Annotated in this window: 25 protein-coding genes; all 25 read right to left on the bottom strand. The window is 63.3% G+C overall.

Features of this window, described 5'->3' with window-relative positions:
• Window positions 1–310 precede the first annotated feature (310 nt).
• The 25 genes from OU800_RS15620 to OU800_RS15740 all read right to left on the bottom strand — a co-directional run bounded on the left by OU800_RS15620 (window position 311) and on the right by OU800_RS15740 (window position 23,923).
• On the bottom strand, window positions 311–730 hold the full coding sequence (locus OU800_RS15620) for a DUF2802 domain-containing protein (protein WP_268178224.1): 420 nt from the start codon (window positions 728–730) through the stop codon (window positions 311–313).
• 3 nt (window positions 731–733) lie between these two features.
• Complete coding sequence (locus OU800_RS15625; protein WP_268178225.1) at window positions 734–1,213, bottom strand: chemotaxis protein CheW; 480 nt, start codon at window positions 1,211–1,213, stop codon at window positions 734–736.
• A 95-nt stretch (window positions 1,214–1,308) separates the two neighbouring features.
• Window positions 1,309–2,160, bottom strand: a complete 852-nt coding sequence (locus OU800_RS15630) for a CheW domain-containing protein (protein ID WP_268178226.1) — start codon at window positions 2,158–2,160, stop codon at window positions 1,309–1,311.
• 84 nt (window positions 2,161–2,244) lie between these two features.
• Window positions 2,245–3,033, bottom strand: coding sequence for a ParA family protein (locus tag OU800_RS15635; RefSeq protein ID WP_268178227.1), 789 nt, complete (start codon window positions 3,031–3,033; stop codon window positions 2,245–2,247).
• 82 nt (window positions 3,034–3,115) lie between these two features.
• Window positions 3,116–3,931 carry a flagellar motor protein MotD gene (gene motD / locus OU800_RS15640; RefSeq protein WP_268178228.1) on the bottom strand — a complete coding sequence of 272 codons (816 nt, stop codon included), beginning with the start codon at window positions 3,929–3,931 and terminating at the stop codon, window positions 3,116–3,118.
• A gap of 12 nt (window positions 3,932–3,943) precedes the next feature.
• The gene (locus OU800_RS15645) at window positions 3,944–4,684 is read right to left on the bottom strand and encodes a flagellar motor protein (protein WP_268178229.1); all 741 of its coding nucleotides are present in this window, start codon (window positions 4,682–4,684) and stop codon (window positions 3,944–3,946) included.
• Between the two features lie 25 nt (window positions 4,685–4,709).
• Window positions 4,710–5,831 carry a protein-glutamate methylesterase/protein-glutamine glutaminase gene (locus OU800_RS15650; RefSeq protein ID WP_268178230.1) on the bottom strand — a complete coding sequence of 374 codons (1,122 nt, stop codon included), beginning with the start codon at window positions 5,829–5,831 and terminating at the stop codon, window positions 4,710–4,712.
• A gap of 43 nt (window positions 5,832–5,874) precedes the next feature.
• Window positions 5,875–8,139, bottom strand: coding sequence for a chemotaxis protein CheA (locus OU800_RS15655; RefSeq protein WP_268178231.1), 2,265 nt, complete (start codon window positions 8,137–8,139; stop codon window positions 5,875–5,877).
• 11 nt (window positions 8,140–8,150) lie between these two features.
• The gene (locus OU800_RS15660; RefSeq protein ID WP_268178232.1) at window positions 8,151–8,939 is read right to left on the bottom strand and encodes a protein phosphatase CheZ; all 789 of its coding nucleotides are present in this window, start codon (window positions 8,937–8,939) and stop codon (window positions 8,151–8,153) included.
• Between the two features lie 19 nt (window positions 8,940–8,958).
• Window positions 8,959–9,333 (bottom strand): chemotaxis response regulator CheY, encoded by a 375-nt coding sequence (locus OU800_RS15665; protein ID WP_169968482.1) that lies wholly within the window; start codon window positions 9,331–9,333, stop codon window positions 8,959–8,961.
• Between the two features lie 100 nt (window positions 9,334–9,433).
• Window positions 9,434–10,180 (bottom strand): RNA polymerase sigma factor FliA, encoded by a 747-nt coding sequence (gene fliA / locus OU800_RS15670; protein ID WP_268178233.1) that lies wholly within the window; start codon window positions 10,178–10,180, stop codon window positions 9,434–9,436.
• Window positions 10,177–11,007: a flagellar synthesis regulator FleN gene (gene fleN / locus OU800_RS15675; protein WP_268178234.1), complete on the bottom strand. Its 831-nt coding sequence runs from the start codon at window positions 11,005–11,007 to the stop codon at window positions 10,177–10,179. Before fleN ends, fliA begins: the two co-directional genes overlap by 4 nt.
• An 89-nt stretch (window positions 11,008–11,096) precedes the next feature.
• The gene (flhF, locus tag OU800_RS15680) at window positions 11,097–12,410 is read right to left on the bottom strand and encodes a flagellar biosynthesis protein FlhF (RefSeq protein ID WP_268178236.1); all 1,314 of its coding nucleotides are present in this window, start codon (window positions 12,408–12,410) and stop codon (window positions 11,097–11,099) included.
• Between the two features lie 11 nt (window positions 12,411–12,421).
• On the bottom strand, window positions 12,422–14,551 hold the full coding sequence (flhA, locus tag OU800_RS15685; protein ID WP_277372434.1) for a flagellar biosynthesis protein FlhA: 2,130 nt from the start codon (window positions 14,549–14,551) through the stop codon (window positions 12,422–12,424).
• 165 nt (window positions 14,552–14,716) lie between these two features.
• Window positions 14,717–15,853, bottom strand: a complete 1,137-nt coding sequence (gene flhB, locus OU800_RS15690) for a flagellar biosynthesis protein FlhB (protein ID WP_268178237.1) — start codon at window positions 15,851–15,853, stop codon at window positions 14,717–14,719.
• Between the two features lie 2 nt (window positions 15,854–15,855).
• Window positions 15,856–16,632, bottom strand: a complete 777-nt coding sequence (gene fliR, locus OU800_RS15695; protein ID WP_268178239.1) for a flagellar biosynthetic protein FliR — start codon at window positions 16,630–16,632, stop codon at window positions 15,856–15,858.
• Between the two features lie 13 nt (window positions 16,633–16,645).
• Complete coding sequence (gene fliQ / locus OU800_RS15700) at window positions 16,646–16,915, bottom strand: flagellar biosynthesis protein FliQ (RefSeq protein WP_268178240.1); 270 nt, start codon at window positions 16,913–16,915, stop codon at window positions 16,646–16,648.
• Window positions 16,916–16,925: 10 nt separating this feature from the next.
• Window positions 16,926–17,711, bottom strand: coding sequence for a flagellar type III secretion system pore protein FliP (fliP, locus tag OU800_RS15705; protein ID WP_268178241.1), 786 nt, complete (start codon window positions 17,709–17,711; stop codon window positions 16,926–16,928).
• On the bottom strand, window positions 17,711–18,067 hold the full coding sequence (fliO, locus tag OU800_RS15710; RefSeq protein WP_442964783.1) for a flagellar biosynthetic protein FliO: 357 nt from the start codon (window positions 18,065–18,067) through the stop codon (window positions 17,711–17,713). The genes fliP and fliO overlap by 1 nt, the downstream gene beginning before the upstream one ends.
• Window positions 18,068–18,141: 74 nt before the next feature.
• The gene (fliN, locus tag OU800_RS15715; RefSeq protein WP_268178243.1) at window positions 18,142–18,618 is read right to left on the bottom strand and encodes a flagellar motor switch protein FliN; all 477 of its coding nucleotides are present in this window, start codon (window positions 18,616–18,618) and stop codon (window positions 18,142–18,144) included.
• Between the two features lie 87 nt (window positions 18,619–18,705).
• Window positions 18,706–19,677: a flagellar motor switch protein FliM gene (fliM, locus tag OU800_RS15720; RefSeq protein ID WP_268178244.1), complete on the bottom strand. Its 972-nt coding sequence runs from the start codon at window positions 19,675–19,677 to the stop codon at window positions 18,706–18,708.
• Window positions 19,678–19,689: 12 nt separating this feature from the next.
• Entirely contained in the window at window positions 19,690–20,211 is a 522-nt protein-coding gene (gene fliL / locus OU800_RS15725) for a flagellar basal body-associated protein FliL (protein ID WP_268178245.1), read from the bottom strand.
• Between the two features lie 271 nt (window positions 20,212–20,482).
• A complete protein-coding gene (locus OU800_RS15730) occupies window positions 20,483–21,754 on the bottom strand; it encodes a flagellar hook-length control protein FliK (RefSeq protein ID WP_268178247.1) in 1,272 nt (423 codons plus the stop codon).
• Window positions 21,755–21,852: 98 nt separating this feature from the next.
• Complete coding sequence (locus OU800_RS15735) at window positions 21,853–22,206, bottom strand: Hpt domain-containing protein (protein WP_268178249.1); 354 nt, start codon at window positions 22,204–22,206, stop codon at window positions 21,853–21,855.
• 34 nt (window positions 22,207–22,240) lie between these two features.
• Complete coding sequence (locus OU800_RS15740; protein WP_268178251.1) at window positions 22,241–23,923, bottom strand: fused response regulator/phosphatase; 1,683 nt, start codon at window positions 23,921–23,923, stop codon at window positions 22,241–22,243.
• Between the last annotated feature and the right edge of the window lie 2 nt (window positions 23,924–23,925).

Consider the following 23,925-nt stretch of genomic DNA (forward strand, 5'->3'; position numbering starts at 1 on the left):
ATCGTCGTGGAAGAGGTCGAGCGACATGGATGTCGCGAGAGCCGCGATGGCCATGGATGGCCCACCGCGGCGGGCCTCTGGAGCGGCGATGGAGCGAACGAACCCTGGCGCAGCCAGGGCCGGATGACCGGGCGGAGGGTTTTGGTTACTTTTGCCCTGCAAAAGTGACTCGCCCGGGAGGGCGAAACCAAAAACATCAACAAAAACGCGGCAATTCAGAACAGACACAAGAACAACCAACACCCGTATTGCCAGTCCAGTGTCAATACTATTTTTCCCGAGATTCCGCGAAGAACCTGAATATTGGGAGTTACACCTGTTTGCTGCGCGGCTGATGCAAGCGGCTGATCAGCTCGGCCTCGGCCTTGCTCAGGCCACAGGACTGGGTCAGGTCATCGACGCTGGCGCCCATCCCCACCAGGCGCGCCGCCTGGGTGAAGGACAAGCTGTTGGGGTCGCGCTGTTCGATCTGGCTGACCTTGTCCGGCAGCGGCGCCACCACACGACGCAGCTCGTGCAGTTCCTCACCCATGCGGATGCTGCCGGTCAGGTAGGCGTCCAGGCGCTTGGTCAGCTCGCGAATCCGCGCATCGCGCACGGCGTCACGCTTGGCCTGCTCCGCCAGCAAACGCTGCTGACTGCGGTACAGGCCGTTGCAGACGATGCCCAATGCCACACATAGCAGCGCCACCAAGGCCAGGGCCGCAGCGAGCATGGCGAACTCGGACATGGCTCAGATGCTCTCCAGCTCCGACCACTCTTCCTCGGACATCATCTTGTCCAGCTCGACCAGAATCAGCAGTTCGCCGTTCTTGTTGCACACGCCCTGGATGAACTTGGCCGTCTCGTCGTTGCCAACGTTCGGCGCCGTCTCGACTTCCGATTGGCGCAGGTAGACCACCTCGGCGACGCTGTCGACCAGGATGCCCACCACCTGCTTGTCGGCCTCGATGATGACGATACGGGTGTTATCGGTGACCGGCGCCGAGCCCAGGCCGAAGCGCTGGCGGGTATCGATCACGGTGACCACGTTGCCGCGCAGGTTGATGATGCCCAGCACGTAGCTCGGCGCACCCGGAACCGGCGCGATCTCGGTGTAGCGCAGGACTTCCTGCACCTGCATCACATTGATGCCGTAGGTCTCGTTGTCCAGGCGAAAGGTCACCCACTGCAGAATCGGATCTTCGGCACCTTGTGCAGAACTTTTCTTCATGTCCCTAGCCTCGTCAAAAACCGCTCAGTGCGGCACGCGCGGTTGAACCCGCTTGTCATTAACTATAGAGCCCGTTTGCCCGGACTCACCAATTCTCAGTGTGCTTTTGTGCCGGCCATGCTTTTGACGGCACCACTGGCGATCAATTCGGCTAGGGCCTCGACGTCGAGCAAGGCGCACATCTGCTCGATCACCGTGCCCGCCAGCCAGGGGCGTTGCGTGCGCTGACTGCGCCACTTCACCTCGCTGGGGTCGAGGCGGATCGAGCGGCTGACCTGATGCACCGCCAACCCCCACTCATAGCCACCCACCGAAATCACGTACTGCAGGCCTTCACGGAAGTCGTCACGATAGCGGTCAGGCATTACCCAGCGCGCCGTATCCAGCACCTTGAGGTTGCCGGACTGGCCGGGCAGTAGCCCGAGAAACCAGTCCGGCTGGCCGAACAACGGGGTCAGCTCCTGGCCCTCGAGCGGGTAGATCGAACCCAGGCACACCAGCGGCACAGCCAGGGTCAGACCAGCGACATCGAACAGCAGGCACTCGAACGGTTCCTCGGCCCAGGCCGGCCTGCCATCGAGTGAAGGGCCAAGCGGCGGCGTGGGAGCTTCGCCTTGAGCCGCACTCACCGGCGGTGCCAACTCGATCACTCGCGCAGGCGCCTGCACCTCGGGCTCCACGGGTACCGAGCGCACCTCGGGCACGACCGCTGCTGGCTGCGCCAGTGGCTCGACGGGCGCCGGCTTCGCCAGCGGTTCGACCAGCACGGGCTTGGCCACGGGCGGCACCATGCGGGCATCGCGTATCTGTTCTTCGAGCACGGCAGCCTCGAACTCGTCGAGGCTGACGGACATTTCCAGCTCGACGGCGGCTTCCTGCAGCAAACCGTCGAGGTAGGACTGCAGGGCCAGTTGCGAGCGCGTAGCGGTGGCGAGGGGACGACTCATGGATGGATCCCGTGATGAAAAGCTGTACAGCTTATCGGCCGCACAGTGACCCGGCTTGAGTGCAGTTCAGCATAGACCGGCATTTCAGGCTACCTGCGCGGCGGGCTGATGGTTCAGCAGATGCTTGAGCAGCGCGCGATAGGCGATCACGCCACGACTGGTGGGGTCGAACTGCGACGGCGTGCGGCCTGCACGGCTGGCATCACGCAGACGGGTATCCACCGGCACGTAAGCCGGCCAGAGGTTGTCGGGATAGGTGTTGCGCAACAGCTTCAGGGTGCTCATCGAGGCCTGGGTACGCCGGTCGAACAGGGTCGGCACGATGGTATAGGGCAGCGCCTGCTTGCGCGAACGGTTGATCATGGTCAGGGTGGTGATCATCCGTTCCAGGCCCTTGACCGCGAGAAACTCGGTCTGCACCGGGATCACCAGTTGCTGACTGGCGGCCAGGGCGTTGACCATCAGCACGCCGAGCAGCGGCGGGCTGTCGATGATGGCGTGGTCGAAGTCTTCCCAGAGCTGCGCCAGACTCTTGGCGATGACCAGGCCGAGGCCACTCTGTCCAGGCGACTGGCGCTCCAGCGTGGCCAGGGCGGTGCTCGACGGCAACAGGGAAATGTTTTCGTGGCTGGTGCCATGCAGCAGTTGCCTGGGCAAGCCCTGCGGCACGTTGCCCTGATGCAGGAACAGGTCGAAGCAACTGTGCTCCAGCGCATCGGGATCGTGCCCGAAGTAACTGGTCATGGATCCATGCGGGTCGAGGTCGACGACGATCACACGCTTGCCGGCATCGGCCAACAGGCCAGCCAGGGCGATGGACGTGGTGGTCTTGCCGACACCACCTTTCTGATTGGCTACTGCCCAGACTTTCATGTTCTCTCATCCTCCCGGCGCGACGCGTTGAAGCCGAGAATGGCTGTCGCCGCTGCTGCACGGCGACCGATAAATTGACGGCTCACGGTTGCGAGGCCCCCTGCCCTGGCGCTGTAGCAGGTTGCGTGCCAGCTCCGCCTTGCTGAGCCGCCGTACTGCCGCTGTTGCGGCGATTGTCCAGATCACGCGAGATTACCAATACCACACGACGGTTGCGCGCACGCCCCTCGGGCGTGGCGTTGTCGGCTACCGGTTGGTACTCACCATACCCCACTGCGGACAACCGTGCAGGGTTGACGCCATCCATGGCCAGCATGCGCACGATGCTGGCAGCGCGTGCCGCAGACAGCTCCCAGTTGGTAGGGAACTGGCTGGTCTGAATCGGCAGGTTGTCGGTGAAGCCTTCCACCTTCACCGGGTTCTCGTAGGGCGCCAGAATCTTGGCAACCTTTTCGATGATGTCGAACGCCTTGTCGTTGGGCAAGGCATCGCCACTGGGAAACAGCAGGCTAGAGCTCAACTCGATCTCGATCCACATCTCGTTGCCGCGAATGGTCAACTGATCGCTCTGCAGCAGATCGCCAAAGGCGCTGCGCACGCTGGAGGCGATGCTGCGCAAGGTGGTGTCGGTCATCTCGCTGTCGTCGTCCGGCGTGTCGTCCTGCGCCTGGGAACTGCGCGGGCGCTCCTCGCCGACGGGGATAGGCTTGACCGAACGATCCGGCTGGTTGAACACCCCGGTCAGGGAGTCCGACAGAATCTTGTACTTGCCTTCGTTGATCGAGGAGATCGAATACATCACCACGAAGAAGGCGAACAGCAAGGTGATGAAGTCGGCGTAGGACACCAACCAGCGTTCGTGATTCTCGTGTTCTTCCTGATGCCGTCTGCGCGCCATGCCATGCCTCCATCAGTCCATGAAGCCTTGCAGCTTCAGCTCGATGGAACGCGGGTTCTCGCCTTCGGCAATCGACAGGATGCCCTCCAGGAGCATCTCGCGATAACGCGACTGGCGCAGCGCAATGGACTTGAGCTTGTTGCCCGCTGGCAACAGCAGCAGGTTGGCGAAGCCGACGCCGTAGATGGTCGCCACGAACGCCACGGCAATGCCGCTGCCGAGCATAGCGGGATCAGCCAGGTTGCCCATGACGTGAATCAGCCCCATCACCGCACCGATGATGCCGATAGTCGGCGCGTAGCCGCCCATGCTCTCGAACACCTTGGCCGCCTGCATGTCGCGTGCTTCCTGGGTGTAGAGATCGACTTCGAGAATGCTGCGAATGGCCTCCGGCTCGGCGCCATCGACCAGCAGTTGCAAGCCCTTGCGCGCGTAAGCATCGGGCTCGGCGTCAGCCACCGCCTCCAGGCCGAGCAACCCCTCCTTGCGCGCCACCGTGCTCCAGCCGACCACGCGCTCGATACCGCCGAGCAGGTCGATGCGCGGCGGGAAGAAGATCCAGCGCAGCACGCTCATCGAGCGCTTGAACACATTGATCGGCGTCTGCAGGAAGGCCGCCCCCAGGGTACCGCCAATGACGATCAGCGCTGCCGGGCCATTGAGCAGCGCCGAAGCATGCCCGCCTTCGAGGTAGTTGCCGCCGAGAATGGCGACGAACGCCAGGATGACGCCAATGAGGCTCAGAACATCCATGCAGGCTCGCCCGCATCAAGCATCATCACTGACAGGCCTCGGTCAGGTGGCGACCGATCTCGTCGAGGTCGTAAACCGCATCGGCCAGATCGGCCTTGACCACCGCCATCGGCATGCCATAGATCACGCAACTGGCCTCGTCCTGAGCCCAGACCTGACTGCCACTCTGCTTGAGCAGACGCGCGCCCTCGCGACCATCGGCACCCATGCCGGTGAGCACCACGGCCAGCACCTTGTCATGGAAGGACTTGGCAGCCGAACCGAAGGTGATGTCGACGCAAGGCTTGTAGTTAAGACGCTCGTCACCTGGCAGGATTCTCACCGCGCCGCGGGCATCGACCATCATCTGCTTGCCGCCTGGCGCCAGCAGCGCCAGGCCAGGGCGCATGATGTCGCCATCCTCGGCCTCCTTGACCTGGATCCGGCACAGCTTGTCCAGGCGCTCGGCGAAGGCCTTGGTGAAGGCCGCCGGCATGTGCTGGATCAGCACGATGGGGGCCGGAAAATTGGCGGGCAATTGAGTCAGCACCCGCTGCAGGGCCACCGGCCCGCCGGTGGAGGTGCCAATGGCCACCAGCCTGTAGGCCTTGCGCTTGGGCGCAGCAGAATGCCCACCAGTTGCCGAGGTACGCACGGGCGCTGTGGGAGCCGGTGCCGGTACCGGCCGGGCAGGCGCGGCTGGGCGCGGCTGGGCCGGTGCGGGTGTAGCAACGGCTGTCGGCGCCACGGCTGCGGAGCTGAAACGACGATTGCTGCGCGCGATGGTGTGCACCTTCTCGCAGAGCATCTGCTGAACCTTCTGCGGGTTGCGCGAGATGTCCTCGAAATTCTTCGGCAAGAAGTCCACCGCCCCCGCATCCAGCGCATCGAGGGTGACCCGCGCGCCTTCATGAGTCAGCGAAGAGAACATCAACACCGGGGTCGGGCAACGCTGCATGATGTTACGCACGGCCGTGATGCCATCCATCATCGGCATCTCGTAATCCATGGTAATCACGTCCGGCTTGAGAGCCAGCGCCTGATCGATCGCTTCACGCCCGTTGGTGGCCGTACCCACTACCTGAATGCTGGGGTCGGCGGACAGAATTTCCGTAACACGCCGGCGAAAGAAGCCGGAGTCGTCCACCACCAGAACCTTGACAGCCATACACTCTCCTAGACGACGCGGGCACGGCCCGCGCCGCGAACCATCAGAAACGTCGAGCGTAGCGCTTGAGCATGCTCGGAACGTCGAGAATCAACGCGATGCGGCCATCGCCCGTGATCGTGGCACCGGACATACCCGGGGTGCCCTGGAGCATCTTGCCCAGCGGCTTGATCACCACCTCTTCCTGGCCGACCAACTGGTCGACGACGAAGCCGATGCGTTGGCTGCCCACGGTGAGGATCACCACATGGCCCTCACGCTGCTCCTCCTGGAACGCCTGCGGTACCAGCCAGCGCTTGAGGTAGAACAGTGGCAGAGCCTTGTCGCGCACGATCACCACTTCCTGACCGTCGACCACGTTGGTGCGCGACAGGTCGAGGTGGAAGATTTCGTTGACGTTGACCAGCGGGAAGGCGAAGGCCTGGTTGTCCAGCATGACCATCAGCGTCGGCATGATCGCCAGGGTCAGCGGCACCTTGATGATGATCTTCGAGCCCTGGCCCTTCTGCGAGAACACGTTGACCGTGCCGTTGAGCTGGGAAATCTTGGTCTTGACCACGTCCATGCCGACACCACGGCCGGACACGTCGGAGATCTCGGTCTTGGTCGAGAACCCCGGGGCGAAGATCAGGTTGTAGCACTCGAACTCGTTGAGGCGATCGGCCGCATCCTTGTCCAGCAGCCCTTTCTCCACGGCCTTGGCACGCAGAATGTCGGCATCCATGCCCTTGCCGTCATCGGTGATCGACAACAGGATGTGGTCGCCTTCCTGCTCGGCCGACAGCACCACGCGACCAGCACGGGCCTTGCCCGCCTTCTCGCGCTCTTCCGGGGTTTCCACGCCATGGTCGACAGCGTTGCGCACCAAGTGCACCAGCGGGTCGGCCAGGGCCTCGACCAGGTTCTTGTCGAGGTCGGTTTCCTCGCCTACCAGCTCGAGGTTGATTTCCTTCTTCAGGTTACGCGCCAAGTCGCGCACCAGGCGCGGGAAGCGGCCGAACACCTTCTTGATCGGCTGCATGCGGGTCTTCATCACCGAGGTCTGCAGATCCGCCGTGACCACATCGAGGTTGGACACCGCCTTGGACATGGCCTCGTCGCCACTGTTGAGCCCCAGGCGCACCAGGCGGTTACGCACCAGCACCAGTTCGCCGACCATGTTCATGATCTCGTCCAGGCGCGCGGTATCGACCCGCACGGTGGTTTCGGCCTCACTGGCGGGTTTCTCGGCAGCAGCGGGCGCTGCCGACGCACGAGCAGCGGCGGGCTCACTCTTGGCGGCGGGCTCGACCTTGGCAGCAGGCTTGGCCACGGGCGCCACAGGCGTTATCGGGGCAGGCTTGGCCGGTTCTGGCTTGCTTGCCGCAGGAGCAGGCGCCGATACGGGGGGCGGCACGAACTTGCCCTTGCCATGCAGCTCGTCGAGTAGCGACTCGAATTCACTGTCGGTGATCTCGTCGCTGGCTGGGGCTGCCGGCACAGCCTCGCTGGCCGGAGCCGCAGAACCACTGGCCGGTGCGGCTGGCGCAGCGAACTGCCCCTTGCCGTGCAACTGATCGAGCAGTGCCTCGAACTCGTCGTCGGTGATTTCATCACCGGCAGGCTCGTTTGCTGGCGCACTGGCAGCCGCGGCGGCTGGCGCAGTTGCGGCTGCCGGTGCGGAGAACTGGCCCTTGCCGTGCAACTGATCGAGCAGCGACTCGAACTCGTCGTCGGTGATTTCATCGCTGGCACTCGAGGCGGCTGCCGGCGACTCGGCAGCCGCCTCCTCGCCCAGGGCATCGAGCAACTGGGCGAACTCGCTGTCGGTGATATCGGAAGAGGCCGGCGCCGCTGCGACAGGCTCGGGCTCGGGTTCCGGCTCAGGTTGCGTCACCTCTTCGACGGCAGCAGCGGGGCCGGCCGCCTGCTCGGCACCGGCTGGCTCGGCCAGGCGTGCCAGTGCCGCCAACAGCTCGGGCGAGGCCGGGGTCAGCTCGGTACGCTCACGTACCTGGTTGAACATGCCGTTGACCGCATCCAGCGCAGCCAGCACCACGTCCATCAGCTCGGCATCGACGCGGCGCTCGCCCTTGCGCATGATGTCGAAAACGTTCTCGGCAATGTGGCAGCACTCCACCAGCTCATGGAGCTGGAGGAAGCCCGCGCCACCCTTGACGGTGTGGAAGCCACGGAAGATGGCATTGAGCAGGCTCATGTCATCCGGTCGACTTTCCAGTTCGACCAACTGCTCGGACAACTGCTCGAGAATCTCTCCGGCCTCTACCAGGAAGTCCTGGAGAATCTCTTCATCGGCGCCGAAGCTCATGGGGGTGCTCCTTAGAATCCAAGACTGGACAGCAGGTCGTCGACATCGTCCTGACTGGAGGCGACATCATCACGCTTATCGGCATGAATCTGCGGACCTTCACCATGAGATGGCGCTTTCTGTTTCTGTTGTTCGGCACGCAGTACTTCGTGGTCATGCTCGATGCCGGCGAAGCGATCCACCGAGCTGGCCATCAGTACCAGCTTGAGCAGATTGCTCTCGACCTCGGTAACCAGTTGAGTGACACGCTTGATCACCTGACCAGTGAGATCCTGGTAGTCCTGCGCCAGCAGGATGTCGTTGAGATGGCTGGACAACTTGTTGCCATCACGCTCGCTACGCGCGAGGAACAACTCGATGCGCTTGGCCAGCTCACGGAAACCGTCGGCACCGATTTCACGGCGCATGAAGCGGCCCCACTCGGCACCCAGGCTCTGCGCTTCATCGGCCAGGTCATTGACCAGAGGCGCGCTCTGCTCGACCAGATCCATGGTGCGGTTGGCCGCCCGCTCGGTCATGGTGACCACGTAGTTCAGGCGCTCGGTGGCGTCGGCGATCTGCGACAGCTCCTTGGCATGCGGCATGCGTGGATCGAGCTGGAAATTGACGATGGCATTGTGCAGTTCGCGGGTCAGCTTGCCGACTTCGTGATACAAGCCACGGTCACGAACCTTGTTCAGTTCGTTGATCAGTTGCACCGCATTGCCGAAATTGCCTCTTTCGAGGCTATCGACCAATTCGCGGGCATTTTTCTTCAGGGACGACTCGAGTTCGCCCAGTGTGGAATCATCGTGTTCCATAGCACCCTCGCGGCCGACATCAGCCGTTGACCCGCTCGAAGATCTTCTCGATCTTTTCCTTCAGCACCTGGGCGGTGAAGGGTTTGACCACGTAGCCGTTCACACCGGCCTGAGCGGCTTCGATGATCTGGTCACGCTTGGCCTCGGCCGTGACCATCAACACCGGCAGATGCTTGAGGCGCTCGTCGGCGCGCACCGCGCGCAGCAGGTCGATGCCGGTCATGCCGGGCATGTTCCAGTCGGTCACCAGAAAGTCGAAGCTGCCGCTTTGCAGCATGGGCAACGCCGACGTACCGTCATCAGCCTCCGCCGTGTTGGTAAAGCCCAAATCACGCAAGAGGTTCTTGATGATCCGTCGCATCGTCGAGAAATCGTCAACGATGAGGATTTTCATGTTCTTGTCCAAGTCGACCTCCGTACAGTCCCAAACGTATTGCGCTTGCAAATACGCCTTCTAATCGTGAAACCGGCCCAGCAATATCGTTGCTTCTGCCTCAACCCGCCCGCCATTCCATCAGGCGCGAGCGCAAACGCGCCGCACACTGACTATGAATCTGACTGACTCGCGACTCACTGACGCCAAGCACTTCACCGATTTCCTTCAGGTTCAGTTCTTCATCGTAATACAGCGCCAGCACCAGACGTTCACGCTCCGGCAAGCCGGCAATGGCGTTGGCCAAAGCCGCCTGGAAACGTTCATCTTCGAGATCCCGCGAAGGTTCGAGGTGGGTGTGCCCGGCTTCTTCATGCAACCCGCCGTGTTCGCCGTCCTGCAGCAGGTCGTCGAAACTGAACAGGCGGCTGCCCAAAGTGTCGCCAAGGATGCCGTAGTAATCTTCCAGACTCAATTGGAGTTCGGCCGCAACCTCGTGATCTTTAGCGTCTCGCCCCGTTCTGGCCTCCACGGCGCGGATCGCATCGCTGACCATGCGGCTGTTGCGGTGCACCGAACGCGGCGCCCAATCCCCCTTGCGCACCTCGTCGAGCATGGCGCCACGGATGCGAATACCGGCGAACGTCTCGAAACTGGCGCCCTTGCTGGAGTCGTATTTGCGTGAGGCTTCGAGCAGGCCGATCATGCCGGCCTGAATCAGGTCGTCGACCTGAACGCTGGACGGCAAGCGCGCCAACAGGTGATAGGCGATGCGCTTGACCAGCGGCGCGTAGCGCTCGATCAACTGATACTGGGAATCCTGCGCCTGAGCCTTGTTGTACATACGAAGTCCAGAGGCTGCTGTCATACGGCCGAATCTGCAGTCGGTTGTTTCACCAGGCGCTCGACGAAGAACTCCAGATGACCGCGCGGGTTGGCTGGCAAGGGCCAGGTGTCGACCTTCTGCGCGATCGCCTTGAACGCCAGCGCACACTTGGAGCGTGGAAAGGCCTCGTAGACGGCGCGTTGTTTCTGCACCGCCTTGCGTACGCATTCGTCGTAGGGCACGGCACCGACGTACTGCAAGGCGACATCGAGAAAACGATCCGTCACCTTGGTCAGCTTAGCAAAGAGATTGCGTCCTTCCTGCGGACTGTGCGCCATGTTGGCCAGAACGCGGAAACGGCTGATGCCATGGTCACGGTTGAGCAGCTTGATCAGGGCGTAGGCGTCGGTGATCGAGGTGGGCTCGTCGCACACGACGACGAGAATCTCCTGAGCCGCGCGAACGAAGCTGACCACCGCATCGCCGATGCCGGCAGCGGTATCGATCACCAGCACGTCGAGGTTCTCGCTGATGTCGCTGAAGGCCTGGATCAGGCCGGCATGCTGCATCGGTGACAGGTTGACCATGCTCTGCGTACCGGACGCTGCCGGCACGATGCGGATGCCACCAGGCCCTTGCAGCAGCACTTCACGCAGCTCGCACTCACCGGCAATCACGTCGGCCAAGGTGCGCTTGGGGGTCAGTCCAAGCAACACGTCGACATTGGCCAGACCCAGGTCGGCGTCCATGAGCATGACTCGGCGACCGAGATCGGCCAGGGCCATGGACAGATTCACCGACACGTTGGTCTTGCCGACGCCACCCTTGCCGCCGGTCACCGCGATCACCTGTACGGGATGCATACCCATGTTCTCTACACACCTTGTCTAACTTCGACTTGGCCTAGCGGCCGTTAGTCCCTGCGGAAAAAACGCAGGGCTTGCAACACTTTAGCGCGTCAGCCGACTCGCCGCGCGGTTCCTTGATAAAGACCGGCGAACAATTGCGCCATGGCATCCTCGCTCGGCTCTTCGGCGGCTTGCAGACTCACGGCGCGGCTGACCAACTGATGGCTACGCGGCACCTGCAGGTCATCCGGAATACGTGGCCCATCAGTGACATAGGCTACCGGCAGACGCTGGCCTATGGCCAGGCCCAAAACCTCGCCCAGGCTCGCCGCCTCGTCCAGCTTGGTCAGTATGCAGCCGGCAAGACCGCAGCGCTTATAACTATGGTAGGCCGCTTTCAGCACTTGGTTTTGACTGGTAGCAGCCAGAACCAGATAATTTTTTGCCTTCAGCCCACGTGCGGCCAGGCTCTCGAGCTGCAGGCGCAGGGCCGGGTCATTGCTTGGCAGGCCGGCGGTATCGATCAGCACCACGCGTTTCTTCGCCACAGGCGCCAGGGCTTGCAGCAGAGACTGCCCTGGGTCGACCTGAGTCACCGAGACGCCAAGGATGCGCCCGAGGGTCTTGAGCTGCTCCTGCGCGCCGATGCGGTAACTGTCCATGCTCACCAGGGCGACCTGCTGGGCGCCATGCTTGAGCACGTAGCGCGCCGCCAGCTTGGCCAGCGTGGTGGTCTTGCCCATGCCGGCAGGGCCGACCAGGGCGATCACTCCGCCCTCTTCCAACGGCTCGACCTTGGGCGTCTTGATCGCATGGGCCAGGTGCGCCAGCATCATGCGCCAGGCCTGGCGCGGCTCGTTGATGGTGTTCACGCGCTCGAGCAGCAGTTGCGCCAGGTCGGCCGACAAGCCCATGCGTTGCAGGCGGCGCCACAGATTGGCCTGCTGCGGACGACGGTTCTGCATCTGCCCCCAGGCGATGCTGCCCAACTGCACTTCGATCAGCTCACGCAGGCCGTGCAGCTCGAAGCGCATGGCGTCCAGCGCGCGCGGATCGACACTCGGGACGGGGGCAGGCTTCTCTGCCACCGGGCGCTGCGGTTTGACCGGAGTGACCGGCAATTCCGGCGCCACCAGCGAATCATTGGCAAAAAGTTGACGGTCTTTCAGGGCATCCTCTTCGGCACGGGTGGCCAGTTCGGCCTGGGCGTTGGCGATGCGTGCCTGGGTCTTGCGCAGCTCGGCCTCCAGGGCCGGGTTCGGCCGCACCGGCGTGGGCGCAACCTGATAGTCCAGCGCAGCGGTCAGCTCGACGCCACCGGCCACGCGACGGTTGCCGATGATGGCAGCGTCGGCGCCCAGCTCATCGCGCACCAGTTTCATGGCGGTTCGCATATCGGCAGCGAAGAAGCGTTTGACCTGCATGACCCTTTACCTCAGTTCTGGCCCACAGTGGCGACTATGGTGACCTGCTTGTTGTCCGGAATTTCCTGATAAGCCAGCACGTGGATGCTGGGTACTGCCAGCCGCGCGAAGCGCGACAGCATCGCCCGGATCGGGCCGGCCACCAGCAGGATCACCGGTTTGCCGAGCATTTCCTGGCGCTGCGCCGCATCCACCAGGGAACGCTGCAGCTTGTCGGCCATGCCAGGTTCGAGGAGGATGCCATCCTCACTGCCCTGACCGGCCTTCTGCATACTGTTCAGCAATATCTGTTCCAACCTGGGCTCGAGGGTGATCACAGGCAGCTCGGGCTCAAGCCCGACGATGCCTTGGACGATTGCGCGGGCCAGCGAGACGCGCACTGCCGCCACCATCGCGGCGGGATCTTGACTCTTCGGTGCGACGTTGGCGATGGCCTCGGCGATGGTGCGGATATCCCGTACCGGCACCTGTTCCTGCAGCAGCGCCTGCAGCACCTTGAGCAGCGTGGACAGCGACACCAGCCCCGGCACCAGCTCTTCGGCCAGCTTCGGCGAGCTCTTGGCCAGCAGTTGCATGAGCTGTTGCACTTCCTCGTGGCCCAGCAGCTCGTGGGCATGTTTGTGCAGGATCTGGTTGAGGTGAGTGGCGACCACAGTGCTGGCATCGACCACGGTGTAGCCGAGCGACTGCGCCTGGTCACGCTGGCTGGGGTCGATCCATACCGCCTCCAGACCGAATGCCGGATCCTTGGCGGCAACGCCATTGAGCGGACCGAACACCTGCCCTGGGTTGATCGCCAGTTCGCGATCCGGGTAGACCTCGGCTTCGGCGACGCTGACGCCCATCAGGGTCAGACGGTAGGCGTTGGGCGCCAGGTCGAGGTTGTCGCGGATATGCACCGAGGGCATGAGAAAGCCCATCTCCTGCGACAGCTTCTTGCGAACCCCCTTGATCCGCGCCAGCAACTGCCCGCCCTGGTTGCGGTCGACCAGCGGGATCAGGCGGTAGCCCACCTCCAGGCCAACCATATCCACCGGGGTGACGTCATCCCAGCCCAGCTCCTTGACCTCCTGGGCCTTCTGCGCCGGCAGCAGTTCCTGCTGACGCTGCACTTCCTTGACTTCCTCTTCCTTGACCTTGCGGTTCTTGTGCGCAATCCAGTAGGCGCCGCCTGCCGCTACCAGGCCCAGGCTGATGAAGGAAAAGTGCGGCATGCCCGGCACCAGGCCCATGGCGATGAGGATGGCCGCAGCCACCGCCAGCGCCTTGGGCGAGGCGAACATCTGCCGATTGACCTGCGCGCCCATGTCTTCGGAGGTGGAGACGCGGGTCACCATCACTGCGGCGGCGGTGGACAGCAGCAGCGAGGGGATCTGCGCCACCAGGCCGTCACCGATGGTCAGCAGGGTATAGACCTTGCCCGCTTCGGCGAACGGCAGGCTGTGCTGCAAGACACCGATGGCGATACCGCCGATGAGGTTGATGAAGAGGATCAGCAGGCCGGCGATGGCATCGCCACGGACGAACTTGCTGGCACCGTCCATGGAGCCGTAGAAGTCGGCCTCCTGGGCTACCTCGCTACGACGTTTCTTGGCTTCGACCTGGTCGATCAGGCCGGCGTTGAGGTCGGCGTCGATGGCCATCTGCTTGCCGGGCATGGCGTCGAGGGTGAAGCGCGCACTGACTTCGGAGATACGCCCGGCACCCTTGGTGACCACCACGAAGTTGATGATCATGAGGATGGCGAAGACCACGATACCAACCACGTAGTTGCCGCCGATCACCACCTCGCCGAAGGCCTGGATCACCTGCCCCGCCGCGCCATGCCCCTCGTGGCCGTTGAGCAGCACCACCCGGGTCGAGGCCACGTTCAGCGCCAGGCGCAGCAGCGTGGCGGCCAGCAGGATGGTGGGAAACACGGCGAAATCCAGCGGCCGCAGCGCATAGATACTGACCAACAGCACCACGATCGAGAGCGCGATACTGAAGGTGAACAGCACGTCGAGCAGAAATGCCGGCACCGGCAGCATCACCATGCCGAGCATCACCAGCAGCAGCAATGGAATACCCAGGTTGCCCTGGCGCAGCCCCGCCAGGTTGCTGCGAACATCACCGATGATTTGTGCGCGATCTACTGCCACTTGCCTACCCCAGCCGAATCAAACTTTTGACGCGAAACTGCGTCCTGATTGGCTAAGGGCAAGAAGTGTTCCAGAAAAGCAGCTACAAGTTGCAAGCCTCAAGCTGCAAGCAAGAAAGAGCAAAAGCGCCCGCCCTCAAAGCGGGTCTTGCTTGCAGCTTGCGGCTCAATCATCCCGGCGCAGATCCTGGGGAATCGGCAAGTCCGGCAACGGGCCGGGGCGTTTGGCCTTGCCCGCCTGGAACTGGCGGAGCTGGTAGACATAGGCCAGCACCTGGGCCACGGCCAGGTAAAGACCGGCGGGAATTTCCTGCTCCAGTTCGGTGGAGTAGTAGACCGCCCGCGCCAGAGCCGGCGACTCGAGCACCATGACCTTGTGCTCATTGGCGATCTCGCGAATCTTCAGGGCGATGAAATCGTTGCCCTTGGCCAGCAGTACCGGGGCACCGCCCGAGTTGGGGTCGTACTTCAGCGCCACGGCGAAGTGGGTCGGGTTGGTGATCACCACGTCGGCCTGCGGCACGGCCTGCATCATGCGCCGTTCGGCCATCTCGCGCTGCAACTGACGAATGCGCCCCTTGACCTCTGGCTTGCCCTCGGAGTCCTTGTATTCGTCCTTGACCTCCTGCTTGGTCATCATCAGCTTCTGCTTGTGGCTCCAGAGCTGGAACGGCACATCCACCGCCGCAATCAGGATCAGCCCGCAGGACAACCAGAAGGCGCTCCAGCCGACCACGGTGAGGCTGTGCAGGATCGCCGGCTCCACCGGCTCGTTGGCGATGGCCAGCAGGTCGTCCTGATCCGTGGCCAGCACCAGCAGGGCCACCGCCAGGATCACCAGGAACTTGGCAAAGGCCTTGAGCAGTTCCACCAGCGCCTGTACCGAGAACATGCGCTTGAGGCCCGCCAGCGGGTTCATCCGACTGCCCTTGGGCAACAGTGCCTCGCTGGAGAACAACCAGCCGCCCAGGCCGATGGGGCCGATCACCGACGCGATCAGCAGGACGATGAAGAAGGGCTGCAGGGCCAGCAGGGTCTGCTTGCCGTAGGCCAGCAGGTAGAGAGCCATGCTGTCTTCGCGCATCAGCACCTCGCGCGGCAGGCTGAAGGTGCCGCGCATCAGATCCAGCAAGGCGCCGCCAATCTGGGCGCCGAACAGGATCAGGGCCGCCGTGCCGGCAAAGGTCACCGCCAGGGTGTTGAGCTCCTTGGAACGCGCGATCTGGCCTTTTTTCCGCGACTCTTCGAGCCGCTTGCCTGTGGGTTCCTCGCTCTTGTCGGCGCCGCTCTCGCTTTCCGCCATGGCTACCTCGTCTGGGCGAATTCGCCCAATTGCTGCAGGGCATCACTGGCAATGGCCTGGAACAGGCTGCCGAAGTCGGAGAGGCTGATCCAGAAGATCACCAGGCCCATGGCCAGGGTCAGCGGAAAGCCGATGGAGAAGATGTTCAGTTGCGGCGCCGCCCGTGTCATCACGCCGAAGGCCAGGTTGATTACCAGCAGCGCGGTAACGGCCGGCAGGGTGAGCAACAGCCCGGCGCCGATCACCCAGCTAAGCTTGCCGGCCAGCTCCCAGTAGTGCTGCACCATCAGGCCCTGCCCTGGTGGCAAGCTGACGAAGCTCTCGGCGAGCACTTCCAGCACCACCAGATGGCCATTGATGGCCAGAAACAGCAGGGTCACCAGCATCAGCATGAACTGGCCCAGCACCGGCACCGATACACCGTTGGTGGGGTCGACCATGGAAGCGAAGCCCAGACCCATCTGCATGGCGATGATCTGCCCGGCGACGGTGAAGACGTGGAAGAACAACTGCAAGACGAAACCGAGCATGACCCCGATCATGACCTGCTCGGCGATCAGCAGCAGACTGCGCAAGCTCAGCGCATCCACCTGCGGCATCGGCGGCAGGGTGGGCACCAGCACGACGCAGATGGCCAGCGCCAGGTACAGGCGCACGCGGGTCGGCACCAGTTGCGTACCGATGATCGGCATGACCATCAGCATGGAGGCGATGCGAAACAACGGCAGCATGAACTGGGCGATCCAGCCGCTGATCTGCGCGTTGCTCAACTCCAGCATCGTGCCCGCCCCATCAGCCTATGAGGTACGGAATGTTCTGGATCAGGTTCTGGGTGTACTCCATCAACTGGCTGACCAGCCAGGGGCCGGACCAGATCAGGGTCAGCAGCATGATCAGCAGGCGCGGCAGGAAGCTCAGGGTCTGTTCGTTGATCTGCGTGGCCGCCTGGAACATGGCGACGATCAGACCGACGACCAGGCTCGGCACCACCGCCAGGCCTACGATCAGCACGATCAGCCAGAGCGCTTCGCGAAACAGGTCAACCGCTACCTCGGGAGTCATGCACGCCTCGCTATATGGTGCCGAAACTGGCGGCCAGTGTACCCATGATCAACGCCCAGCCATCGACCAGGACGAACAGCATGATCTTGAACGGCAGAGAAATGATCAAAGGTGAGAGCATCATCATGCCCATCGCCATGAGGATACTGGCCACCACCATGTCGATGATCAGAAACGGAATGAAGATCATGAAACCGATCTGGAAGGCGGTCTTCAGCTCCGAAGTGACGAACGCCGGCACCAGGATGGTCAGCGGCACGTCCTCGACACCGTTGAGGTCGGTGCGCTTGGACAGGCGCACGAACAGCGCCAGGTCGCTTTCGCGGGTCTGCGCCAGCATGAAGTCGCGTATCGGCCCCTCGGCACGGCTCAGCGCCTCCTGGGCGATGATCTCTTCGTTGAGATAGGGCTGCAGGGCATTGGTGTTTATCCGGTCGAACACCGGCGCCATGATGAACAGGGTGAGAAACAGCGCCAGGCCGACCAGGATCTGGTTCGATGGCGTGCTCTGCAGCCCAAGCGCCTGGCGCAGGATGGAAAAGACGATGATGATGCGGGTGAAGCTGGTCATCAGCATGACGAACGCCGGGATGAAGCTCAGCGCCGTCATGATCAGCAGAATCTGCAGGCTGACCGAATACTCCTGCTGACCCTCGGCATCGGTGGACAGGGTGATGGCCGGGATCGACAGCGGATTGTTGCCTGACTGGATCAGCGAGCTCGCGCCTGGCGGATCCGCGGCGAACGCCAGTGAAGCGGCCAGGCTCAACACCAGCACCAGCAAGAAACGCAGCATCAGGACTTGTCCTTCTGATCCTTGCCCAGCAGCTCCATCAGGCGCTGGGCGAATTCCGGGGTGGCGGGCTCGGCATCGGCCAGATGCACCGGCTCCTTGAGCACATGCAAGGGGGTGATGCGCCCGGCCGACAGGCCCAGCAGGATCTGCTCGCTGCCCACCTGCACCAGCACCAGACGATCACGTGGGCCCAGGGGCTGGGTGGCCAGCAACTTGATCACCTGGCCAGTGCGCGGCGTCAGTTGCTGCACGCGGCGCAGCAACCAGGCCAGGGCGAAGATCAGGCCGATCACCAGCAACAGGCCCAGCAGCATCTGCCCCAATTGCCCGGCCAGCTCACCGCCCGCCGACGGCATGGCCTTGGCCGCGGGCTCGGCGGCCTGCGCCACCCAGGGCAGGCACAGCAGCAATGCGAGTAGGCGGCTCATGGTCAGCGCAGCTTCTTGATACGTTCGCTGGGGCTGATCACATCAGTCAGGCGAATGCCGAACTTCTCGTTGACCACCACCACTTCGCCATGGGCGATCAGGGTGCCGTTGACCAGCACGTCGAGCGGCTCGCCGGCCAGGCGATCCAGCTCGATCACCGACCCCTGATTGAGCTGCAGCAGGTTGCGGATGGTGATGTCGGTGTTGCCCACCTCCATGGAAATGGACACCGGTATGTCCAGGATCACGTCCAGGTTCGGCCCTTCCAGATTGACCGGCAGGTGATTGGTGGGCGGTGCACTGCCGAATTCTTCCATGGGCGCGCGGGGCGCTTGCGGCTTGGCAGCCTCCTGCGGCGCCTGCGCCGCGAGCATGGCATCGATGTCCTCTTGGCCGGCATCGCCGGCTTCGGCCAGGGCTGCTGCCCACTCGTCGGCCAGCGCCTGCTCTTCGGGGGAAGTGTTTTCTTCGTCTGCCATGGTAGTTCCTCGCCTGGCTCCTGAATCTGTTTGAAATCTGTCGGGGTCAGGTCTGCCTATGCAGACCGGCCTGAGAAACCGCGTCCATCAGCGCGGTCGTTCGATCGGCTCCAGCACCTGCAGGGCCAGATTGCCACGGTGCGCGCCCAGCTTGACCTTGAAGGTGGGCACACCATTGGCACGCATCACGATGTTATCCGCCATGTCCACCGGGATCACGTCACCGGGCTGCATGTGCAGGATGTCGCGCAGCTTCAACTGACGTCGCGCCACGGTGGCCCCCAGCGGCACGCTGACGTCAAGGATGTCCTCGCGCAGCGCCTTGATCCAGCGCTCGTCCTGAGCGTCGACGTCGGACTGGAAACCGGCGTCGAGCATCTCGCGGATCGGCTCGATCATCGAATAAGGCATGGTGACGTGCAGATCGCCACCGCCGCCGTCCAGCTCGATGTGGAAGGTGGACACCACCACCACCTCGCTGGGGCTGACGATGTTGGCCAGCGCCGGGTTGACCTCGGAGTTGACGTACTCGAAGTTGATGTCCATGACCGCGTGCCAGGCCTCGCGCAGGTCGACGAAGGCCTGATCGAGCACCATGCGCACCACGCGCAGCTCGGTGGGGGTGAACTCGCGCCCTTCGATCTTGGCGTGGCGGCCGTCGCCACCGAAGAAGTTGTCCACCAGCTTGAACACCAGCTTGGCGTCGAGAATGAACAGCCCGGTGCCACGCAGCGGCTTCATCTTCACCAGATTGAGGCTGGTGGGTACGTACAGCGAGTGCACGTACTCGCCGAACTTCATCACCTGTACCCCGCCGACGGCGACATCCGCCGAGCGACGCAGCAGGTTGAACATGCTGATGCGGGTGTAGCGAGCGAAGCGCTCGTTGATCATCTCCAGAGTCGGCATGCGCCCACGGACGATGCGATCCTGGCTGGTCAGGTCGTACTGTTTGACGCTGCCCGGTTCGGCTGCATCCTCGGTATCGACCAGGCCATCGTCCACACCGTGGAGTAGCGCGTCGATCTCGTCCTGGGAAAGCAGATCCTGAACGGCCATGATGACTCCCGCTTACTGCAATACGAAATTGGTGAACAGCACCTGTTCGACCACGGTGCTGCCGGTTTCCTTCTGCGCCACTTCCTGCACGCTGGCCAGTGCCTGCTGCAGGAGCATCTCCTTGCCCAGCGGCGTCTGCAGGGCCTTGAAGTCCTGGCCGGACAGCAGCATCACCAGGCGGTTGCGCAACACCGGCACATTGCCCTTGAGCTTCTCCATGCCGGCGGCATCGCGCCCCATCAGGGCCATGCTCACCTGCAGATAGCGGGTGCGCCCATCGACGTTGTAGTTCACCACGAACGCCGGCTGCAGATCCTGATAGATCGCCGGCTGATGCACCGGCGCAGCCGCAGCGGCCGCATCCTCGTGCGCGGGCTCCTCGGCCTTCTTGTCCTTGCTCAGGAAGAACCAGGTACCCCCGATGGAAAGGCCAACGGCCAGCAGCAGAACCACGACGATGAGAATGATGAGCTTGAGCTTGCTCTTGCCGCCGGGTTGCCCGTCCTCGGCTGGTGCTGCTTCTTTCTTAGCCATGCCAATAATCCGTCGCTATCGAGGTTCTTTCTGCAATCAATGGGTTGGGAGCAAGTGTTATGCCAGCCTGTGAGGCCTGTTGTCCAACCTTGGGCTGCGGATTTAACAGCGCCAGCGGCTTGCTGTCATCCAAAATGCATGCGCCCGAGTGATCTTGCGAACACTCGGGCGCTTGTCAGTCTAGGGTCTGTTGCCGCTTCACGCACGGCGCGTCTTCACAACGACGGTTCCGTGCGGCCGTGTAATCCAGCCGGCAGGGGCCGCCTGGTCTTCAGGCGTAGTAGTCCACCAGCCCGCGGCCCATGCTCGTACGCTCGCTACGAATCTCCTGCGGCACGCCTGAGATCAGCTCGTCACCGCCGCCCATGAGGCCGTCCCCTCGCCTCGACCCTGAACGCTCGTCGCCTTGCGCCTGCCCCTGCCAGCCACGGTTGAGCGACTGATCGGAAACGTTGGCGTCTGCCAGGTTCATGCCTTGCTGAGCAAACATGTCACGCAGGCGATGCATCTGCCCTTCCAGAGTTTCCCTCACAGCCGCGTTGGGGCTGGCGAAGGTGACCTGAGCGGCGTCCTGAGACATGTGCACGCGCACCTCGAGACGCCCGAGATCGGCAGGATCGAGCTGGATCTCCGCCGACTTGAGGTTCTGGCTGGACATCCACATCACCTTGTCCACCACCGCCTCGCTCCAGCCGCCCTGGTTCATCGCCACCGGCTGACCCGGCACCACCGGCACGCGCGTGGCCACCCCGCTCTGCTGATTGATCGCCTGGGTCAGCGCCGAGAGCTTGCTGACGAACTGATCCGGGCGATTGGGCTGGGCGCTCTCCTTGAGGCTTTCCAGCAGATCGCTGGCGCTCTTCTCGAGACCGACCTCCAGGGCCGGCTCCTCCCCTTCCGGGCTCGTCTCGGCCTGCTGCTTGCCCATGCTGGCCATGGCAGCCGCGAAATCCGTGCTGCTGGCCGTACGCGCGGCCTTGGCCTGGGTATCGGGTTGCGCCGTCGCCTGCGTCTTGGCCTGCTCTTCCAGTTGCGGCTGCAAGCGAACCATGGCATCGAGCGTCTCGCCGTCGGTTTCGGACTCGGCGGCGGCCTGGGCCGTGATGTCGGTGCTCACCTTGGCCTCCTTGGTGCCATCGATCAGCAGGGTCGGCAAGGCATCGCCCTCTGCGTCCGCAGTGGGCAACGGCTCTTCGCTGGGCTGCGGCGCCGTGCCGGTGAGGGCCATGGCCAGCAACGGATCGAGCGTCTCCTTCGACTCGTCCTCGGCCGGCAAGGTCTTGCCGTCGGCGGCAACCTCGGGCTGCTCAGCATCGCTGGCTTTTGCCGGTTCAGCCTCATCCTTGCTGGATGGCGCGCGCGCATCGGAGGACTTCCTGGCCTCGACGTTGCGCTCGCCGGCTTGCGTCTGGCGCTCCTTGGCATACACCTTGTCGAAGCTAGAAGGCTCGTTCTTGCTGGGCTCCGGCGCTCTCGCCGGGGGCTTGGCTCTGTTCTTTACCTCAGGCGCAGCCTGCAGGAGTGGTTCGGGCATCACAGGCATGGACGCTCTCCGTCTGTTGGGTCGTGACGGTATCAGAGCAAAGGACGGGCCAACTGCGCATGAACAGGCGCACATGGGCCTCTCGGCCGCTTCGGGGATCAGGGACGATAACGTTGACGTTCGCGCTTGAGCAGGATGCGCACGATGGCGAATTCACGCTCGATCTGCTCGATCAGCTCCGGCGCCAGCTCCAACGCCTCGCGCCGGCCGGCATCTTCGAGCTGCTTGCACAGCCCCGCCAGCATGGGCGCCCCCATGTTGCTACAGCTTCCCTTGAAGCTATGGGCAGCCAGGCGCAATGCCTGGGCATCGGCACGCTGCTCGGCCTGACGGATCAGGCGCAGGCGCTCTTCGGAGTCGACCACGAAGGTATCGAGCAACGAGGGATATTCGCCTTCCATGATGTCCTGCAGGGACGCAAGCACCGCGTCATCTAGATGAATATCGGACACTACTGAGTCACTCCATGAACGACAGCCCGGCGGATTATGCCTCAGCGACCCAGCAAAACTCCACGCTGATCCCCTGCCGATCCCAGTAGCAGACATCGCTCAACTCGCGCACCAGCGCCAGACCACGCCCACATAGCGCAGAATCCGGGCTCGCTGGCGGCAGCATGTCAGGCAAACCCGGCCCACTGTCCTCGACCCGCACGATCAGGCGCCCACCGCCGTCCTGCGGGCACAACTGCAGGTGGAAACGCACATAGCCTTCCTGCAGTTGCATCAGGCGCAGGCGGCGCTCACGGTAATACTCGGCAAAACCGCTGGCGTCACGCTTGAGCGCCGAATCCAGGCCCATCACGCCATGCTCCAGGGCGTTGGAATAGAGTTCGGTCAGCACCGTGTAGATTTCCCCGCCGCGCGGCCGTAGCGCCTGCACTTCCATCAGCAGCTGCAAGAGGTAAGGCAAGGGATTGGAATGACGTAGACTCTGTGCACGAAACTCGAAGCGGGCCGACCAGTTCAGCGGGCTGCTCTGCCCGGAATCGGCAAAGGCCAGCGAATGCGGCCGCGCTTCGTCCTCGTCGAGGCCGACCTGCAGCATGCTGACGTCATCGCGCTGCTCGCCGCGGAAGGCGGCCAGGGCCTCCTGGATTTCCTCGAACAGGGCATCGGGCTGCCGGTTGGCCTCCAGCACCCCGAGCAAACGGCTTTCACCGAACAGTTGCCCTTGGCGATCACTGGCCTCCAGCACACCATCGGTGAGCAGGAAGATGCGATCGTCCGGCTGCAGCGGGTACACCTCGCAGCGGTCGATGAAAGCCGCTGGTTCGAGAATGCCCAGCGGCAGGTGACGTGATGCCAGCACCTGATGCGGCCGCCCATCGCCATGCAGCAGATAACCATCCGGCAGACCGCCGTTCCATACCTCCAGCATCCTGCGCTGACTGCCGATATGCAGCAGCGTGGCGCAACAGAACACGCCGACAGGCAGGATGCGCTTGAGCTTGGCATTGATCTCGCGGAGCACTTCGGCCAGGGCATGGCCCTTGGCCGTCATGCCATAGAAGACTTCGGCCAGCGGCATGGCGCCGATAGCTGCCGGCAGCCCATGCCCGGTGAAATCGCCGAGCATCACATGCATGCCCCCGGAGGGCGTATAGGCGGCCAGCAGCAAGTCGCCGTTGAACAGCGCATAGGGCGATTGCAGGTAACGAATATTGGGGGCGTTGAGGCAACCGGCATGCGCCACCCGATCGAAGACCTCCTTGGCCACGCGCTGCTCGTGCAGGAGCTGCTCGTTGTGCCTGGCGATCATGTCGCGCTGCTCAAGCACGGTGGCCTGCAGGCGCCGCAGACGATCCATGGCCTTGATCTTGGCTTCGAGAATCACCCGATTGTAGGGCTTGGCGAGAAAATCGTCGCCGCCTGCCTCCAGGCAACGCACCAGGGCCTCGTTCTCGGTCAGAGAGGTGAGGAAGATGATCGGCACCAGCGCGTCGCCGGCCTGCTGCTTGATCCGCCGCGCCGCCTCGAAACCGTCCATCACCGGCATCAGCGCGTCCATCAGGACGAGCTGCGGACGCTCCTGCTCGAACAACGCGACGGCCTCCAGGCCGTTGCTGGCGGTGAGCGCGCGATGCCCCTGACGGCTGATGATGGTCGACAGCAGCATGCGATCGGCTGCGTTGTCCTCAGCGATCAGGATGGACAGACGCTCAGGCATGG

It is taken from the genome of Pseudomonas sp. GOM7 (genome assembly GCF_026723825.1).
GTDB lineage: Bacteria > Pseudomonadota > Gammaproteobacteria > Pseudomonadales > Pseudomonadaceae > Aquipseudomonas.

What these genes read in the sequence shown, in the direction of transcription:
- OU800_RS15650 (WP_268178230.1), bottom strand. Translation starts at nt 5,831, where the DNA reads ATGGCTGTCAAGGTTCTGGTGGTGGACGACTCCGGCTTCTTTCGCCGG.
- OU800_RS15630 (WP_268178226.1), bottom strand. Translation starts at nt 2,160, where the DNA reads ATGAGTCGTCCCCTCGCCACCGCTACGCGCTCGCAACTGGCCCTGCAG.
- fliQ (WP_268178240.1), bottom strand. Translation starts at nt 16,915, where the DNA reads ATGACTCCCGAGGTAGCGGTTGACCTGTTTCGCGAAGCGCTCTGGCTG.
- OU800_RS15620 (WP_268178224.1), bottom strand. Translation starts at nt 730, where the DNA reads ATGTCCGAGTTCGCCATGCTCGCTGCGGCCCTGGCCTTGGTGGCGCTG.
- flhB (WP_268178237.1), bottom strand. Translation starts at nt 15,853, where the DNA reads ATGGCGGAAAGCGAGAGCGGCGCCGACAAGAGCGAGGAACCCACAGGC.
- OU800_RS15645 (WP_268178229.1), bottom strand. Translation starts at nt 4,684, where the DNA reads ATGGATGTTCTGAGCCTCATTGGCGTCATCCTGGCGTTCGTCGCCATT.
- motD (WP_268178228.1), bottom strand. Translation starts at nt 3,931, where the DNA reads ATGGCGCGCAGACGGCATCAGGAAGAACACGAGAATCACGAACGCTGG.
- fliM (WP_268178244.1), bottom strand. Translation starts at nt 19,677, where the DNA reads ATGGCCGTTCAGGATCTGCTTTCCCAGGACGAGATCGACGCGCTACTC.
- fliL (WP_268178245.1), bottom strand. Translation starts at nt 20,211, where the DNA reads ATGGCTAAGAAAGAAGCAGCACCAGCCGAGGACGGGCAACCCGGCGGC.
- fliA (WP_268178233.1), bottom strand. Translation starts at nt 10,180, where the DNA reads ATGACAGCAGCCTCTGGACTTCGTATGTACAACAAGGCTCAGGCGCAG.
- fliR (WP_268178239.1), bottom strand. Translation starts at nt 16,632, where the DNA reads ATGCTGGAGTTGAGCAACGCGCAGATCAGCGGCTGGATCGCCCAGTTC.
- fleN (WP_268178234.1), bottom strand. Translation starts at nt 11,007, where the DNA reads ATGGGTATGCATCCCGTACAGGTGATCGCGGTGACCGGCGGCAAGGGT.
- OU800_RS15655 (WP_268178231.1), bottom strand. Translation starts at nt 8,139, where the DNA reads ATGAGCTTCGGCGCCGATGAAGAGATTCTCCAGGACTTCCTGGTAGAG.
- OU800_RS15660 (WP_268178232.1), bottom strand. Translation starts at nt 8,939, where the DNA reads ATGGAACACGATGATTCCACACTGGGCGAACTCGAGTCGTCCCTGAAG.
- fliP (WP_268178241.1), bottom strand. Translation starts at nt 17,711, where the DNA reads ATGCTGCGTTTCTTGCTGGTGCTGGTGTTGAGCCTGGCCGCTTCACTG.
- fliO (WP_442964783.1), bottom strand. Translation starts at nt 18,067, where the DNA reads ATGCCGTCGGCGGGCGGTGAGCTGGCCGGGCAATTGGGGCAGATGCTG.
- OU800_RS15730 (WP_268178247.1), bottom strand. Translation starts at nt 21,754, where the DNA reads ATGCCTGTGATGCCCGAACCACTCCTGCAGGCTGCGCCTGAGGTAAAG.
- OU800_RS15635 (WP_268178227.1), bottom strand. Translation starts at nt 3,033, where the DNA reads ATGAAAGTCTGGGCAGTAGCCAATCAGAAAGGTGGTGTCGGCAAGACC.
- fliN (WP_268178243.1), bottom strand. Translation starts at nt 18,618, where the DNA reads ATGGCAGACGAAGAAAACACTTCCCCCGAAGAGCAGGCGCTGGCCGAC.
- OU800_RS15740 (WP_268178251.1), bottom strand. Translation starts at nt 23,923, where the DNA reads ATGCCTGAGCGTCTGTCCATCCTGATCGCTGAGGACAACGCAGCCGAT.
- OU800_RS15625 (WP_268178225.1), bottom strand. Translation starts at nt 1,213, where the DNA reads ATGAAGAAAAGTTCTGCACAAGGTGCCGAAGATCCGATTCTGCAGTGG.
- flhF (WP_268178236.1), bottom strand. Translation starts at nt 12,410, where the DNA reads ATGCAGGTCAAACGCTTCTTCGCTGCCGATATGCGAACCGCCATGAAA.
- OU800_RS15665 (WP_169968482.1), bottom strand. Translation starts at nt 9,333, where the DNA reads ATGAAAATCCTCATCGTTGACGATTTCTCGACGATGCGACGGATCATC.